The following is a 15806-nucleotide window of genomic DNA, read 5'->3' on the forward strand; positions in this document are numbered from 1 at the left end:
GACGGCCGGCGCTGCGGGTCGCCGCGGCGGCGCGCGGCTTCGGCTTCGGCTTCGGCTTCGGCTTCGACGTCGTGGTGCGCGTGGTCGCCGTCCGTCCTGACGGTGGGCGCCGCGTGGAGGTCGTCGCGGTGGGCCGCTTGGTCCCCGAGCGCGCGGCGGTCGTCCGCGGTCGTGATCGAGGGGGCGGCGCCGGGCTGACGAGGTGCACCACCACGTCGCGCAGGGCCAGCGCCAGGTAGACCGCGGCGGCCACCGCGAGGAACCACGCCACCGGATTGGCCAGCAGGAAGGTCGTGTCGGTGCCCGCCGGCGTGAGCGGAGGGAGCTCGGTGAGCTCGTCGCCGGTCAGCGAGAACACCTGCAGCAGGAACGGGACGATCTTGGCCACGCCGACGACGACGGCCGACACCACGAGGGCGCGGCCGATCCGTGTCGTGGGGAAGATCGACATGGTGTGACCTTTCCACGCGACCGGGTCTCCTGTCCTGGAAACGACGAGGATGTGAGGGCCGCCGCTCGCCGCGTCTAGCGAACGGCGCTGCCGCACCCGGACCGGTCGCGGCTAGAGTCGGGCGCATGACGCAGTGGGAGTACTTGACGGCACCCGTGCTGGTGCACGCGACCAAGCAGATCCTCGACAACTTCGGCCGGGACGGGTGGGAGCTCGTGCAGATCGTGCCGGGCATGAACCCCGAGAACCTGGTGGCCTACTTCAAGCGACCGGTCCAGTCGTGAGCGGCGGCATCGAGCAGCGGATCGCCGACCTCGGGCTGACGCTGCCCGAGGTGGTGCCGCCGCTCGCTGCCTACGTCCCGGCGGTGCGGTCCGGGCAGCACGTGTTCACCGCCGGCCAGCTGCCGCTGGTCGACGGCGAGCTCGTCGCCAAGGGCAAGGTCGGTGGCGAGGTCTCGGCCGAGGAGGCGCAGGAGTGCGCGCGCCAGTGCGCCCTCAACGCGCTCGCCGCCGTGAAGTCCGTGGTCGGCTCGCTCGACGACGTGGTGCGGATCGTGAAGGTCACCGTGTTCGTGTCCAGCACGCCCGACTTCACGGGGCAGCCGGTCGTGGCCAACGGCGCGAGCGAGCTGCTCGGCGACGTGTTCGGCGAGGTCGGCGTGCACGCACGCAGCGCGGTGGGCGTGCCGGTGCTGCCGATCGACGCACCGGTGGAGGTCGAGCTCGTGGTCGAGGTCGGCTGACCGTGCGGGTGCCCATGCCGGCGTCGTTCCGTGACCGCGTGGCGACGTGGGACGGCACGGCCGCGCCGACGCGTGACGCCGCGACCATCGCGTTGCTGCGGCCGAGCGCCGCAGGTCCCGAGACCTACCTCCTGCGGCGCCAGGCGTCGATGGCCTTCGCGCCGGGCATGTACGTCTTCCCCGGCGGTGGGCTCCAGGAGTCCGATCGCGAGGTGGTCGGCTGGGCCGGGCCGACGTCGAGCCAGTGGGGCGACCGGCTGGGGTGCGACCCCGACACGGCGCGGGCGCTGGTGGTGGCCGCGGTGCGCGAGACCTTCGAGGAGTCCGGGATCCTGTTCGCCGGCACCGACGCCGGTTCGGTCGTGGCCGACACGTCCTCCCCGGAGCTGCAGAAGGCCCGGCTCGACCTCGACGCCGGCGAGCTGAGCTTCGGTGACTTCCTGGGCAGCCGGGGTCTGGTGCTCCGCTCGGACCTGCTCGGCGCGTGGGCGCACTGGATCACCCCGGCCTTCGAGCCTCGTCGGTACGACACCCGGTTCTTCGTCGCGGCCGTCCCCCGGGGGCAGAGCGTGGGCACCTTGCCCGGCGAGGCCGACCGCGCGGCGTGGGCCCCGGTCGTGTCGGTGCTCGAGAAGGTGAAGGCGGGGGAGGCGGCCATGCTGCCGCCGACCTGGATCACCTGCCGCGAGCTGGTTCGGGTCGACCCCGCCGACGTCGTGGACGAGGCCGCGTCGCGCGAGATCCGGCCCATCGAGCCGAAGCTGGTGGACGTCGACGGGGAGTGGTTCCTCGACAACCCGATCGAGGAGGAGACCCATGGCTGACCCGGTGACGGTGACCGAGCGCGCGTCGGTGGTGCGGGCCGACAACCCCGGCATCATGACGCTCGAGGGCACCAACACGTGGATCCTGCGGGAGCCCGGCGCGGCTCGGTCTGTCGTCGTCGATCCGGGTCCCGACGATGCAGCCCACCTCGATGGCGTCCTCGAGGCGGCCGGCGAGGTGGCCCTCGTCCTGTACACGCACCACCACGGCGACCACACCGACGCCTTCGCCACCGTGCGGGAGCGCACGGGTGCCCCCGCACGGGCCGTCTCGGCCGACTTCTGCGCCGACGCCGAGCCGCTCACCGACGGCGAGCTGATCGAGGTCGACGGGCTGCGGCTCGAGGTCGTCCTCACGCCCGGCCACACGCGCGACTCCGCGTGCGTGCGCCTGGTCGACGAGCCGTCCGTGCTGACGGGCGACACGGTCCTCGGCCGCGGGACGACGGTCGTCGCCCACCCCGACGGCACCCTCGGGCCGTACCTCGACTCCCTCGCGAAGCTGCGTCAGCTGGTCGACGAGGGGAGTGCCGAGCGTCTGCTCCCCGGCCACGGTCCGGTGGTCGAGCAGGCCGGGGCCGTGCTCGACCACTACCTCGAGCACCGCCACGAGCGCCTCGACCAGGTCCGCGCCGCGGTCGCGGTCGGCCGCACGACGCCGCGCGACGTCGTCGAGCACGTCTACGCCGACGTCGACCCGGTCCTGTGGGACGCCGCCGAGCTCAGCGTCCGCGCCCAGCTGGAGTACCTGCAGGAGGCCTGACCCGTCACTCCGTTCTGGACAGTTCCGGGTGGCTCGGCGGGTCGCGAACGCCCCGGACGTGTCCGGAACGGGAGCTCGTCGTCGGTCGGGGCAGCATGCGAACGGGGCACCTCCCGGGTGGGAGGTGCCCCGTTCGACGGGCCAGGTGCGTCAGCGGCGCGACTTGGCGGCGCGGGCGCGCTCGGAGGCGTTCAGGATCACCTTGCGGATGCGGACGTGGGAGGGGGTGACCTCCACGCACTCGTCCTCGCGGCAGAACTCCAGGCACTGCTCGAGCGACAGCTTCTTCGGGGGGATGACCTTCTCGAAGTTGTCCGACGTCGCCGAGCGGATGTTGGTCTGCTTCTTCTCCTTGGTGATGTTGACGTCCATGTCGTCGTCACGGGAGTTCTCGCCGACGATCATGCCCTCGTAGACCTCGGTGGCGGGCTCGACGAACAGCACGCCGCGCTCCTGCAGGTTGGTCATCGCGAACGAGGTGACCGCACCGGCCCGGTCGGCCACGAGCGAGCCCGACGGACGGGTCGAGATCTCGCCGAACCAGGGCTCGTAGCCCTCGGAGATGTGGTGGGCGATGCCGGTGCCGCGGGTGTCGGTGAGGAACTCGGTGCGGAAGCCGATGAGGCCGCGCGCGGGGACGAGGAACTCCATGCGGACCCAGCCGGTGCCGTGGTTGATCATCTGCTCCATGCGACCCTTGCGGACGGCCAGCAGCTGCGTGATCGTGCCGAGGTACTCCTCGGGGGCGTCGATGGTCAGGCGCTCGACGGGCTCGTGCAGCTTGCCGTCGATCTCCTTGGTGACCACCTGCGGCTTGCCGACGGTGAGCTCGTAGCCCTCACGCCGCATCTGCTCGACGAGGATCGCCAGGGCCAGCTCGCCACGACCCTGCACCTCCCAGGCGTCGGGACGGTCGGTGGGCAGCACGCGGATCGACACGTTGCCGATGAGCTCGGCGTCGAGGCGGTCCTTGACCAGGCGGGCCGTGACCTTCGTGCCCTTCTCGCGGCCGGCGAGCGGCGACTGGTTGGTGCCGATCGTCATGGAGATGGCCGGCTCGTCGACGTGGATGAGCGGCAGGGCGACCGGGTTCTCCGGGTCGGCCAGCGTCTCGCCGATGTTGATGCTCGCCATGCCGGCGATGGCGACGATGTCGCCCGGCCCGGCGGACTCACCGGGCTTGCGCTCGAGCGCCTCGGTGATGAGCAGCTCGGTGACCTTGACCCGCTCGACCGAGCCGTCGCGCTTCATCCACGCGACCTGCTGGCCCTTCTTGAGCGTGCCCTCCTTGACGCGGACCAGCGCGAGCCGGCCGAGGAAGGGAGAGGAGTCGAGGTTCGTGACGTGGGCCTGCAGCGGCGCGCCCTCGGTGTACTCGGGGGCCGGCACGGCGTCCATGATCGTCTGGAACAGCGGGACCAGGTTCTCGTTGTCGGGCAGGCCGCCGTCGTCGGGCTGGGTCAGCGACGCCCGACCGGCGCGGGCCGACGCGTAGACGACGGGGAAGTCGAGGGCGTCGTCGCCGGCGTCCTCGGGGAGCAGGTCGAGGAAGAGCTCGTAGGTCTCGTCGACGACCTCGGCGATGCGCGAGTCGGGACGGTCGACCTTGTTGACGACGAGGATGACCGGCATCTTCGCGGCGAGCGCCTTGCGCAGCACGAAGCGTGTCTGGGGGAGCGGGCCCTCGGACGCGTCGACGAGCAGCACGACGGCGTCGACCATCGACAGGCCGCGCTCGACCTCGCCACCGAAGTCGGCGTGGCCGGGGGTGTCGATGATGTTGATCGTGACGCCGCCCTCGGGAGCACCGGGGCCCGCGTAGCGGACGGCGGTGTTCTTCGCGAGGATCGTGATGCCCTTCTCGCGCTCGAGGTCGCCGGAGTCCATGACTCGGTCGGTGACCTCCTGGTGGTCGGTGTAGGCACCCTGCTGCTGGAGCATGGCGTCGACGAGGGTGGTCTTGCCGTGGTCGACGTGGGCGACGATCGCGACGTTGCGCAGATCGAGACGGGTGGACATGCAGGGAGTTCCTCGCGCTGGATGACAGGGGAGCCGGGGCCGGCTGAGGCCGGAGGGCCCCCAGAAGTCTAGTCGGCCGGTGGACGTGCTCCTGCCACATGGCGTCACCAGGGTCGAAACTAGATGCAGATCACAATCATCGCGTGGTCACAATGGTTGCGTGTGCGTTAGCATCTCCCGGTGACCATCGAACGCGGAGCGGTGTACGAGCGCCTGGAGGCGTTCGTCCAGAGACTCATGAGCTGTGTGCACTCGGAGGGGCTCGACCAGCTCGTCGAGCTCGACCTCTCCATGACGCAGGCGCGAGCGATGTTCACCGTCGCCCACGCCGACCGCCCCCTCGCGATCAACGAGATCGCGACCGCCATCGGCCTGTCGGTGGCTGCCGCCGGCCGCACCGTCGACCAGCTCGTGAAGGTCGGTGCCCTCGAGCGCCACGAGAGTCCCGAGGACCGTCGGGTGAAGCTCGTGGGCCTCACCAAGCACGGCTTCGACTTCGTCGACGAGCAGATGGAGCACAAGCGCCGGGCCCTGCGCGTCGTCGCGGACCGGCTCGACCCCCAGCACGCCGACGACCTGCACCGGGTCCTCGGCCAGATCCTCGCGAGCGACGCCTTGCGACTGCCAGAGAAGGAAGACCATGTCTGACCAGACCGCCGTCGGTGCGGCTCCGTCCATCCCGGACGACGACCGCATCACCCCGGACATCCTGAAGATCGCCGGTGTCGTCGTCCTCGGCGCCATCATGTCGATCCTCGACATCACCGTGGTGAACGTCGCCCTGCCGACGTTCCAGGAGGCGTTCGACGTCTCCGAGCTGTCCACCGTCGCCTGGTCGGTGACGGGCTACACGCTCGCCCTGGCCGCGGTGATCCCGCTGACCGGCTGGGCCGCCGACCGCTTCGGGACCAAGCGGCTCTACATGGCCGCGATCGGCCTGTTCACCATCGGCTCGGTGCTGTGCGCCTCGGCGTGGAGCATCGAGTCGCTCGTGGCCTTCCGCGTGCTCCAGGGCCTCGGTGGCGGCATGCTGATGCCGCTGGGCATGACGATCATGACCCGCGCGGCCGGGCCGCACCGCATGGGCCGTCTCATGGCGATCCTCGGCATCCCCATGCTCCTCGGTCCGATCATGGGCCCGATCCTCGGCGGCTGGCTCATCGAGATCGCCTCGTGGCACTGGATCTTCCTCATCAACCTGCCGCTGGGCATCGCCGCGCTCGTCTACGCACAGATCATCCTGCCGAAGGACCACGCCGAGCCGAGCGAGTCGTTCGACTTCATCGGGATGCTGCTGATGTCCCCCGGCCTCGCGCTCTTCCTGTTCGGTGTCTCCTCCATCCCCGAGACCGGCACCGTCGAGTCCACCCGCGTGCTCGTGCCGGCGATCGTCGGTGCGCTGCTGATCGTCGGCTTCGTCTTCTGGGCCTTCCGTCCGAAGCACCCGCTGCTCGACCTGCGGCTCTTCAAGGACCGCAACCTGGCGGTCTCCACGATCACCATGTTCCTGTTCGTCGGCGCGTTCTTCGGTGCGCTCCTGCTCGTGCCCACCTACTTCCAGCAGGTGCGAGGCGAGAGCGTCCTCAAGGCCGGCCTCCTCGTGGCGCCGCAGGGACTGGGCGCCATGCTGACCATGCCGATCGCCGGCACCCTGGTCGACAGGATGCCGATCGGACGGATCGTGCCGTTCGGCTTCGTCGGCATCATCGTCGGTGTCGTGGGGCTCGCGACGAGCACGGACCCGAACACCCCGCTGTGGCACATCATGGGCTGGTTGTTCGTCATGGGCCTCGGCATGGGCGGCACGATGATGCCGATCTTCACCTCGGCGCTCAAGACGCTCAAGGCGCACGACGTGGCCCGCGGCTCCACGCTCATCAACGTGGTGCAGCAGGTGGCCAGCTCGATCGGCGTCGCCATCATGACGGTGCTGCTGACCAACGGGTTCAAGGACTCCGCCGCGGTCACGGCCGGCCAGGCAATCGGCGAGGCCGAGCGGACCGGCGCCCAGCCGCCGCAGGAGGCCCTGGAGGTCGCCCAGCGGCTCGGCGACGGGTTCCAGGCCACCGTCCTGCAGGACATGGCCGACGCGTTCCACGACACCTACCTCGTGGCGCTCGCGCTCATCGTCGTGGCGCTCGTGCCGGTCGCGTTCATGCCGCGCAAGCGCGAGGAGTCCAAGCTGCTCGCCGACGAGGACCGGCCGCCGGTCGTCGTGCACTGACCGTCGCCGCAACGAGAGCGACCCCCGACACCGCGTGGTGTCGGGGGTCGCTGCACGTCGAGGGCTAGGTCGACCGCTTGTCCTTGCGCAGCGCGGCGTCGATCCGGTCGTCGACCGGGTCGCCCAGGTGCTCGTCGAAGTTGTCGACCAGCTCGTCGGCCACGCGGCCCGAGAGCTCCTCCTGCCACTCGCGCTCACGCGCGCGGCGGGCGAGACGGGTGATCTCGCGGTGCTCGGCCTTCAGCGCCTTGTAGGTCGCGTAGGCACCGATGATCATCACGATGCTGAACGGCACCGCGGTGAGGATGGCTCCGGTCTGCAGTGCCCCGAGACCACCGGCCAGCAGCAGGCTGATCGCCACGGCCCCCTCGAGGACCGCCCACATGATGCGGCTCCAGGTCGGCGGCTCGGGATCTCCGCCCGAGGCCAGCATGTCGACCACCAGCGAGCCGGAGTCCGAGGACGTGATGAAGAAGATCGTCACGAGGATGATCGCCACGCCCGACAGCAGACCCGACGCAGGCATGGTGCCCAGCAGGTCGAACAGCACGTTCTCGCTGCTCGTCACGCCGTCGGACCCCACGAGGTCGCCCTCGCTCATCTGGCGCATGATCGCCGCGCCACCGAGCACGGTGAACCAGATCGCCGTGACCAGCGTCGGCACCAGCAGGACGCCGGCGACGAACTCACGGATCGTGCGACCACGCGAGATGCGCGCGATGAACACGCCGACGAAGGGCGCCCAGCTGATCCACCAGCCCCAGTAGAAGGTCGTCCACGCGGACTGCCAGTCCAGGCCCTCCTGGCCGGTGAGCGCGCTCGTGTTGAAGCTGAGCGGCACGATCGCGGCCAGGTAGTTGCCGATGTTCTGGACGAAGTCGCGGAAGAGGAACAGGGTCGGGCCGAGGGCGGCGAGGAGCACGAGGAAGACGCCCGCGAGGATCAGGTTCGCGTTCGACAGCCACTTGATGCCCTTGCCGACGCCGCTGACGACCGAGATCGTGGCGGCGAGGGTGATCGCGACGATGACGATGACGCGGATCGTGTTGGTCGGCTCGTCGATCACGCCGATCTGGGCGAGGCCGGCGGTGATCTGCTGCACGCCGAGCCCGAGCGAGGTCGCGACGCCGGCGACGGTGCCGACGACGGCGATGACGTCGACGACGTCACCGAGGCGACCCTTGACGCGGTCGCCGAACACGGGCTCGAGGATCCAGCGCAGCGAGACCGAGCGGCCCTTGCGATGGATGGCGTAGGCGAGGGCCAGGCCGACGACCACGTAGATCGCCCAGGCGTGGAAGCCCCAGTGCAGGAACACCTGCGACATGGCGGCGTTGGCGAGCTCGGCGGAGTCGCCCTCGACGCCGGGCTTCGGGCTCGTGTAGAAGGTGAGCGGTTCGGCCGCTCCCCAGAACACGAGGCCGATGCCCATGCCTGCGGCGAACAGCATCGAGAACCACGCGGGAAGGCTGAACTCGGGCTCGTCGTCGTCCTTGCCGAGCTTGATGTCGCCGAAACGTCCGACGCCCATCCAGACGGCGAACACGACGAAGCCGCTCACGGCCAGCGTGTAGTACCAGCCGATGCCGGTGATGACGGAGGACTGGAGCGAGGAGAGGGTGTCTCCGGTCCAGGTGGGGAAGGCGACTGCGACGATGACGACGGCCAGCAGGATCGCTGCTGACGGGTAGAAGACGCCAGGAGCGACGGACGACAGTCGCGAGGGGCGTCCACCGTCCGTCCCTGGCGGTCGGGCCTCGGTCGTGGCCATGGGTGTGATCCTTCCGTAGGGGGGTACGGGAACCCCACGACCGTTCCAGGATCTGCACGCACCGTCAACTCGAAGGAGTGCGGTGCACCTTGTGCTGCGAGGCCTGGGCGAGGGGCTTGACGACCACGAGGTCGACGTTCACGTGGTGGGGTCGGGTGGCGACCCAGGCGACCACGTCGGCCACGTCGTCGGCGGTCAGCGGCTCGTCGACCCCGGCGTAGACAGCCGCCGCGCGCTCGGTGTCACCGTCGAAGCGGGTGAGCGCGAACTCCTCGGTGCGCACCATGCCCGGGGCGACCTCGCACACGCGCACCGGGCGCCCCAGGAGCTCGAGCCGGAGCGTCTCGGTCATCACCGCGACGCCGTGCTTGGCGGCCGTGTACCCGCCCCCGCCCTCGTAGGCGATCCGTCCGGCGGTGGACCCGATGTTGAGGATGGTGCCGGCGCCGCTGGCCTCGAGCGCGGGGAGCAGGGCCCGGGTGACCTGGAGGGTGCCGATCACGTTGATCTCGTACATGCGACGCCAGTCGTCGGCGTCGGCGTGCTCCACGGGGTCCAGGCCCAGTGCACCACCGGCGTTGTTGACCAGCAGGTGCACCGCAGGCCCTGCAGCCTCGGCGAGCGCTCGCACCTGGTCGGGGTCGGTCACGTCGCAGGGCACGGCGATGCCGTCGATCTCGTCGGCGAGTGCCTCGATGCGATCGGCGCGGCGCGCGGCGCAGACGACGCGGTAGCCGGCGGCCGCGAGCTGTCGCGCGCTCGCGGCGCCGATGCCGCTGCTGGCACCGGTGACGACGGCGACGGGACGGGTGGACGCGGGACTCTGCTCGACGCTCTTCTCGACCATGACGCCATCGTCGCACCGGTGGCGGGGTCGAGGGCGCGCCCCTCTCGCTGCGGAGGTGGGCGGGGAGCGTCAAGATGGTCTGGTGACGACCTCCCGCCGACCCCGCCGCGTAGCCATGCTCTCGGCGCACACGTCGCCCTTGGAGCAGCCGGGCAGCGGCGACGCCGGCGGGATGAACGTCTACGTGCTCGAGCTGGCTCGTCGCCTCGCCCGGCGCGGGGTCGAGGTCGAGGTGTTCACGCGGGCCACGTCGCGGCACCTCCCGCCCGTGGTCGAGGCCGCCCCCGGCGTGGTGGTGCGGCACGTGACGGCCGGACCGTTCGAGGGACTCACCAAGGACGACCTGCCCAGCCAGCTGTGCGGCTTCGTGCGCGACGTCCTGCGCGCCGAGGTCGTGGCCGGCCCCGACCACTTCGACCTCGTCCACAGCCACTACTGGTTGTCCGGCCAGGTCGGGACGGTCGCGGCGGAGCGGTGGGACGTTCCACTCGTGCACACGATGCACACGATGGCGAAGGTCAAGAACGCCCATCTCGCCGAGGGCGACCGCGCCGAGCCGATCGGCCGCGTCGCGGGCGAGGAGGAGATCGTGCGCATCGCGGACCGGCTCGTGGCCAACACGCAGGAGGAGCGGCGCGAGCTCGTCGACCTCTACGGCGCCGCGCCGGACCGGGTCGACGTCGTCCATCCCGGCGTCGACCTCGAGGTGTTCCGCAGCGGGCGCCGCGACGAGTCCCGCACGCTCCTCGACCTCCCCGACGACGCCGCGGTGCTGCTCTTCGCCGGCCGCATCCAGCCGTTGAAGGCTCCCGACGTGGTGCTGCGCGCGGCTGCCGCCATGATCGACCGCGACCCGGCGCTGCGGCAGCGGCTCCAGGTGGTCGTGGTCGGCGGCGCCTCGGGAAGCGGGCTGGACCGTCCGACGTCCCTCGCCGAGCTGGCCGACGAGCTCGGGATCGCCGACGTCGTCCGGCTGGAGCCGGCGGTCACCCAGGCCGAGCTGGCCGACTGGTACGCCGCCGCCGACGTGGTCTGCGTGCCGTCGTACAACGAGTCGTTCGGGCTCGTCGCGATCGAGGCGCAGGCCTGCGGCACCCCGGTCGTCGCCGCGCGCGTCGGGGGTCTGTCGACGGCCGTCGCCGACGGTGTGAGCGGTGTGCTGGTCGACGGCCACGACCCGCGGGACTACGCCGACGCCCTGCACCCGCTGCTCACCGACCGGGCGCATCGCGATGCCCTGGGCCAGAAGGCCGTGGCCCACGCGACAGGCTTCGGCTGGGACGCGACCGTCGACCGCGTGCTGGAGGTCTACGCCCGGGCCTTCGACGAGCGAGCCGGCGCCCACGGGACGACGAAGGACGTGTAAGGACATGAGCGACGACCTGACGACCGACCAGCGCCAGGCGCTCGAGGTGATCCTCGACGCGGTGGCCTCGGCCGGGCTCGACCACGTGCGGCACGGCCTCACCGTGGTCGAGGTCGACCTGCCGGGCGAGCGCAAGCTCAAGACCACCACCCGTCTCGACGTGGGCCGGCACACGCTGGGCGTGCACGCCTTCGTCGCCCGCAACCCCGACGAGAACCACGAGGGTGTCTACCGCTGGCTGCTCGAGCGCAACCTCAAGCTGTACGGCGTCGCGTTCGCCATCGACTCCGCGGGCGACGTCTACCTCGACGGACGCCTGCCGCTGCACTCGGTCACGGCCGAGGAGGTCGACCGTCTCCTCGGCGCCGTGCTCTCGGCGTCGGACGACTCGTTCAACACGATCCTCGAGCTCGGCTTCGCCTCGTCCATCCGCAAGGAGTGGGCGTGGCGCGAGTCCCGTGGCGAGTCCACGGCCAACCTGGCCGCCTTCGAGCACCTGCGCCCGAAGGACTGACCCGCACGGGCCGGGCGTCGCTCGACGCCCTCACGTAGCGTTGGCGCCGTGAAGGCTCTGGTGTTCTGCGACGTGACGGACCCGTGGTCGTACGTCGGGGTGACGCGCTTCGAGCGGGCGGCCGGGATGTTCACGATCCTCACGGGTGAACCGCTCGAGGTCTCCTTCCGCGCCCGGCTGCTGGAGCCCGACGCGCCCAGCTCGGGCAGGCCGCTGCGCGAGGTCCTGGCCGAGCGGCTCGGGGGCGAGGACAAGGTCGACCTCGTCGACGCGCAGGTGACCGCAGCGGCCCGCATCAGCGGCATCGAGCTCAACCTCGCCGAGGCGGTCGAGGCCAACGGCCTCGACGCGTGGCGGCTCCTCACGTGGGCCGACGAGGCCGGACCGGGGCTGCAGCGCGAGCTCGCCCACCAGCTCTGGCGGGCCCACCTGCTCGAGGGGGCCGACCTCGCGGACCCGCTCGTGCTGTCAAGCCGGGCGGCCCTCGTCGGGCTCGACCTCGAGACGGCCGACGCCCTCCTGGCGAGCGAGGAGTACGCCGATGCCGTCCGCACCCAGGACGAGACGGCACGGTCCCTCGGCGTGACGCAGCTCCCCTACGTGGTCGTCGAGAACCGGTGGACCCTCGCCGGCACCCAGTCGCAGGACGACTACGTGCAGGCGCTCCACCAGATCCACCGGGAGTGGCGCGACGCGTAGCCCCGTCTCGGACACCTCCGGGGCACTTCGGAGGGTCAGAGTGCCCCGGATCTGTCCGAAACGCAGGGACGGGCTGGCGGTAGGGTCGTCGACATGACCTACACGCTCGTCCTCCTGCGCCACGGGCACAGCGAGTGGAACGCGAAGAACCTGTTCACCGGCTGGGTCGACGTCGACCTCAACGAGCAGGGCGTGGAGGAGGCGCACCGCGGGGCCACGCTGCTGGCCGACGCCGGCATCGCCCCCGACGTCTCGCACACGTCGCTGTTGCGACGGGCCATCCGCACGTCGCAGATCGTGCTCGACGGCATCGACCGGCACTGGATCCCGGTCACGCGCTCGTGGCGGCTCAACGAGCGTCACTACGGCGCGCTCCAGGGCAAGGACAAGAAGGCCACGCTGGAGGAGTTCGGCGAGGAGCAGTTCATGACCTGGCGCCGCTCCTACTCCACGCCGCCCCCGGCCCTCGCCGACGACAGCGAGTTCTCGCAGGCCTCCGACCCGCGCTACGCGTCGCTGCCCGACGAGCTGCTGCCGCGCACCGAGTGCCTCGCCGACGTGCTCGACCGGATGCTCCCGTACTGGTACGACAGCATCGTGCCGGACCTGCTCGGCGGCCGCACCGTGCTCGTGACGGCCCACGGCAACTCGCTGCGCGCGCTCGTCAAGCACCTCGACGGCCTCGGCGAGGACGAGGTCGTCAGCCTGAACATCCCCACCGGCATCCCGCTCGTCTACGAGCTCGACGACGACCTCAAGCCCGTCACCAAGGGTGGCCGCTACCTCGACCCCGACGCCGCCGCCGACGCCATCGCCGCCGTCGCGAACCAGGGCCGCTGACGTTCGCAGGCCCTCGCAGCGCGTTCTGAAGGGTTGTCGACGTTCCGGCGCGGGCCAGATTGTCGACAACCCCCCAAGACGTGGGGAGGGGTGGGCGTCAGGCGTCGAGCTTGTAGCCCAGCCCGCGGACGGTGGTCAGCGTGACGGGGTTGGCGGGGTCGGGCTCGATCTTGGCCCGCAGACGCTTCACGTGGACGTCGAGCGTCTTGGTGTCGCCCACGTAGTCGGCGCCCCACACGCGGTCGATCAGCTGGCCGCGGGTGAGGACCCGGCCGGGGTTGCGCAGGAAGAACTCGAGCAGCTCGAACTCCTTGAGCGGCAGCCGCACGGTCTCGCCGTCGACCGACACCAGGTGGCGCTCGACGTCCATGCGCACGCGACCCGCCTCGAGCACGGCGTCGTCGTCGATCTCGTCGGTGGCGCCGCGACGCAGGACCGCGCGGATGCGGGCCACGAGCTCGCGCGGCGAGTACGGCTTGGTCACGTAGTCGTCGGCGCCGAGCTCCAGGCCCACCACCTTGTCGACCTCGGTGTCCTTGGCGCTGACCATGATGATCGGCACGCTCGACGTCTGCCGGAGCTGGCGGCACACCTCGGTGCCGGGCAGGCCGGGCAGCATCAGGTCGAGCAGCACGATGTCGGCGCCGTTGCGCTCGAACTCGGTCAGCGCGTCGGGTCCCGTCTCGGCGATCGCGACGTCGAACCCCTCCTTGCGCAGGACGTACGACAGCGCTTCGCTGTAGCTGGTCTCGTCCTCGACGACCAACACTCGTGTCACAGGATCTCCTCATCGAGGTCGTGCTGGAAGCGGGGGAGCACCAGCGTGAAGGTGGAGCCAGCGCCGGGCTCGCTCCAGACGTCCACGGTGCCGCCGTTGCTGGCGGCCACGTGCTTGACGATGGACAGGCCGAGCCCCGTGCCGCCCGTGGCGCGGGCGCGGGCGGGGTCGACGCGGTAGAAGCGCTCGAAGATGCGCTCGAGCTCGGGCCCGGCGATGCCGATGCCGTTGTCGGCCACGCTGATGCGCACGTCGTCACCGTCGAGTGCGGCGGTCACCGCCACCTTGGAGCCCTCGGGGCTGTAGGTCACGGCGTTCTCGACCAGGTTGCTGACGGCGGCGTGCAGCTGGGCGCGGTCCCCGTGGACCATCAGGTCCGGCTCGACCGATCGGGCGATCTCGATCCGCTTGCGCTCGGACTCCGTGGCCGAGTGCTCGCACGCCTCGGCGACGAGCTCGTCGACCTTCACGGTGGCCGCGTCGTCGCTGGCGACGTCGTTCTGCAGGCGCGACAGGTCGATGATCTGCTGCACCAGCCGGGTGAGACGTTCGCTCTCCGTCTGCATGCGCGAGGCGAACCGCACGACCGACTCCGGGTCGTCCTTGGCCTCGGACACGGCCTCGGCCAGCAGGTTGAGCGCCCCCACCGGCGTCTTCAGCTCGTGGCTGACGTTGGCCACGAAGTCGCGGCGGATGTTCTCGACCCGCTGCTGGTCGGTCCGGTCGAGCGCGAGCACGATGATCAGCCGGGACGTGAGAGGGGCGACGCGGACCTGCACGTGGGCGGGGTTGCCGCGTCGGCGCTGCAGGGTCAGGTTCGACTCGCGCACCTGTCCGTCGCGGCGCACCTGCTGGACCAGGGTGCGGATGTCCTCGGACTCGATGCGGTGGTCCCGCACGATGCCGAGAGCCACGGCCGGGGCCGACGCCTGCAGCACCTCGTCGGACGGACCCAGCAGGACGGTGGTGGAGGACAGGACCGACAGCACTGCCTCCGCGCCCGGGGGGACGAGGGGTGCCGGCTCGTCGGGCACGGCGTTCTGGCGGCGTTCGCTGAACAGCCACAGGAAGGTCACCGCGGCACCGAGGGCGGCGCCCACGGCACCGGCGACGACGAGACCCGCACTGATGTCCACGCCCCGATGCTAGGCCCATCGCGAGCGGGGACTCCCGCCCGAACCCCCTCTGACGTGCGCCTTTCCGCGGCTGTTCACACCTCGTTCACCAGGCGTCGCCATCCGTTCACCGGCTTCTCCTAGGGTTCGTCTCATGCGTGATGCGTACTACGAGCAGCTCGACACGATCGTCGACGACCTGGTCCAGCTGACCGGGACCGTCCGCAAGGCTGTCGCTGCCTCCACTGCCGCCCTGCTCAATGCCGACGGCCCGCTCGCCGAGCAGGTGATCGCCGGCGACAAGCAGATCGATGAGTCCACCGAGGAGATCGAGGAGCGCGCCCTGCTCCTCCTCGCCACCCAGCAGCCGGTCGCGACCGACCTGCGCCAGCTGGTCGCCACCCTGCGGATGCTGACCGACCTGCAGCGGATGGGCGACCTCTCGGTCCACGTGGCGAAGGTGGCGCGCATGCGCATGCCCGACGTCGCCGTGCCCACCACCCTGCAGCCCACGATCATGGCCATGGCCTCGGTGGCCGACCAGATGATCCACGCCGCGTCGCGCATCGTCGCCAACCGCGACGTCGACGCCGCCACCAGGCTCGAGGACACCGACGACGAGATGGACCGCCTCCGCAAGGACCTGTTCCGGTCGCTGCTCGGCGGGACGTGGGAGCACGGCATCGAGCCGGCGATCGACCTCGCCCTCCTCGGCCGCTACTACGAGCGCATCGGCGACCACGCCGTCTCCATGGCGCGCCGCGTGGTCTACCTCGTCACCGGCGAGCTGGCACCGGGCGTCTGACGCCTGCGAGACCTGCACGACGAAGGGCCGTCCGCGATCCTCGGG

General features: G+C 70.9%; 16 protein-coding genes and 1 pseudogene. 11 read left to right on the top strand and 6 right to left on the bottom strand.

What is annotated here, in order from left to right; genetic code table 11:
- Positions 1–451 (bottom strand): annotated as a pseudogene (locus NUV38_RS10415) (hypothetical protein); the annotation flags it as partial.
- A gap of 125 nt (positions 452–576) precedes the next feature.
- Here NUV38_RS10415 and NUV38_RS10420 point away from each other — a divergent pair.
- From NUV38_RS10420 to NUV38_RS10435, 4 genes are read left to right on the top strand one after another with little or no spacing between them, the layout of a single operon-like run.
- Positions 577–735 (top strand): DUF4177 domain-containing protein, encoded by a 159-nt coding sequence (locus NUV38_RS10420; protein ID WP_144433633.1) that lies wholly within the window; start codon positions 577–579, stop codon positions 733–735.
- Positions 732–1196, top strand: a complete 465-nt coding sequence (locus NUV38_RS10425) for a RidA family protein (protein WP_257729062.1) — start codon at positions 732–734, stop codon at positions 1194–1196. The genes NUV38_RS10420 and NUV38_RS10425 overlap by 4 nt, the downstream gene beginning before the upstream one ends.
- Before the next feature lie 38 nt (positions 1197–1234).
- Entirely contained in the window at positions 1235–2020 is a 786-nt protein-coding gene (locus NUV38_RS10430) for an NUDIX hydrolase (protein WP_257729063.1), read from the top strand.
- Entirely contained in the window at positions 2013–2783 is a 771-nt protein-coding gene (locus NUV38_RS10435; RefSeq protein WP_257729064.1) for an MBL fold metallo-hydrolase, read from the top strand. Before NUV38_RS10430 ends, NUV38_RS10435 begins: the two co-directional genes overlap by 8 nt.
- A 150-nt stretch (positions 2784–2933) precedes the next feature.
- Here NUV38_RS10435 and typA read toward each other — a convergent pair whose 3' ends face one another.
- Entirely contained in the window at positions 2934–4802 is a 1869-nt protein-coding gene (gene typA, locus NUV38_RS10440) for a translational GTPase TypA (protein ID WP_257729065.1), read from the bottom strand.
- A 180-nt stretch (positions 4803–4982) separates the two neighbouring features.
- Here typA and NUV38_RS10445 point away from each other — a divergent pair, with 180 nt between their 5' ends.
- Both NUV38_RS10445 and NUV38_RS10450 read left to right on the top strand, forming a co-directional pair.
- Positions 4983–5450, top strand: a complete 468-nt coding sequence (locus NUV38_RS10445; RefSeq protein ID WP_257729066.1) for a MarR family winged helix-turn-helix transcriptional regulator — start codon at positions 4983–4985, stop codon at positions 5448–5450.
- On the top strand, positions 5443–7026 hold the full coding sequence (locus NUV38_RS10450) for a DHA2 family efflux MFS transporter permease subunit (protein WP_257729067.1): 1584 nt from the start codon (positions 5443–5445) through the stop codon (positions 7024–7026). The genes NUV38_RS10445 and NUV38_RS10450 overlap by 8 nt, the downstream gene beginning before the upstream one ends.
- A gap of 64 nt (positions 7027–7090) precedes the next feature.
- Here the strand turns inward: NUV38_RS10450 and NUV38_RS10455 are convergent, their stop codons facing one another.
- Positions 7091–8797 (bottom strand): BCCT family transporter, encoded by a 1707-nt coding sequence (locus NUV38_RS10455; RefSeq protein ID WP_257729068.1) that lies wholly within the window; start codon positions 8795–8797, stop codon positions 7091–7093.
- A gap of 64 nt (positions 8798–8861) precedes the next feature.
- Positions 8862–9644 (bottom strand): SDR family NAD(P)-dependent oxidoreductase, encoded by a 783-nt coding sequence (locus NUV38_RS10460; protein ID WP_257729069.1) that lies wholly within the window; start codon positions 9642–9644, stop codon positions 8862–8864.
- Positions 9645–9759: 115 nt separating this feature from the next.
- Here NUV38_RS10460 and mshA point away from each other — a divergent pair, with 115 nt between their 5' ends.
- The 4 genes from mshA (at position 9760) to NUV38_RS10480 (ending at position 13063) form a co-directional block, all read left to right on the top strand.
- Positions 9760–11010, top strand: coding sequence for a D-inositol-3-phosphate glycosyltransferase (gene mshA, locus NUV38_RS10465; protein WP_257729146.1), 1251 nt, complete (start codon positions 9760–9762; stop codon positions 11008–11010).
- Between the two features lie 4 nt (positions 11011–11014).
- On the top strand, positions 11015–11524 hold the full coding sequence (locus NUV38_RS10470; protein WP_257729070.1) for a YbjN domain-containing protein: 510 nt from the start codon (positions 11015–11017) through the stop codon (positions 11522–11524).
- 48 nt (positions 11525–11572) lie between these two features.
- On the top strand, positions 11573–12223 hold the full coding sequence (locus NUV38_RS10475) for a DsbA family protein (RefSeq protein WP_257729071.1): 651 nt from the start codon (positions 11573–11575) through the stop codon (positions 12221–12223).
- 93 nt (positions 12224–12316) lie between these two features.
- Complete coding sequence (locus tag NUV38_RS10480; RefSeq protein ID WP_257729072.1) at positions 12317–13063, top strand: phosphoglyceromutase; 747 nt, start codon at positions 12317–12319, stop codon at positions 13061–13063.
- A 97-nt stretch (positions 13064–13160) separates the two neighbouring features.
- Here the strand turns inward: NUV38_RS10480 and NUV38_RS10485 are convergent, their stop codons facing one another.
- Both NUV38_RS10485 and NUV38_RS10490 read right to left on the bottom strand, forming a co-directional pair.
- Positions 13161–13841, bottom strand: coding sequence for a response regulator transcription factor (locus NUV38_RS10485; protein ID WP_257729073.1), 681 nt, complete (start codon positions 13839–13841; stop codon positions 13161–13163).
- Positions 13838–14977 carry a cell wall metabolism sensor histidine kinase WalK gene (locus tag NUV38_RS10490; protein ID WP_257729074.1) on the bottom strand — a complete coding sequence of 380 codons (1140 nt, stop codon included), beginning with the start codon at positions 14975–14977 and terminating at the stop codon, positions 13838–13840. Before NUV38_RS10490 ends, NUV38_RS10485 begins: the two co-directional genes overlap by 4 nt.
- A gap of 133 nt (positions 14978–15110) precedes the next feature.
- On the opposite strand from NUV38_RS10490, the gene phoU reads away from it, so the two are divergent.
- Positions 15111–15761, top strand: a complete 651-nt coding sequence (phoU, locus tag NUV38_RS10495) for a phosphate signaling complex protein PhoU (protein WP_257729075.1) — start codon at positions 15111–15113, stop codon at positions 15759–15761.
- Positions 15762–15806: the final 45 nt, after the last annotated feature.

Source organism: Aeromicrobium sp. 50.2.37, assembly GCF_024655735.1.
Taxonomy (GTDB): domain Bacteria; phylum Actinomycetota; class Actinomycetes; order Propionibacteriales; family Nocardioidaceae; genus Aeromicrobium.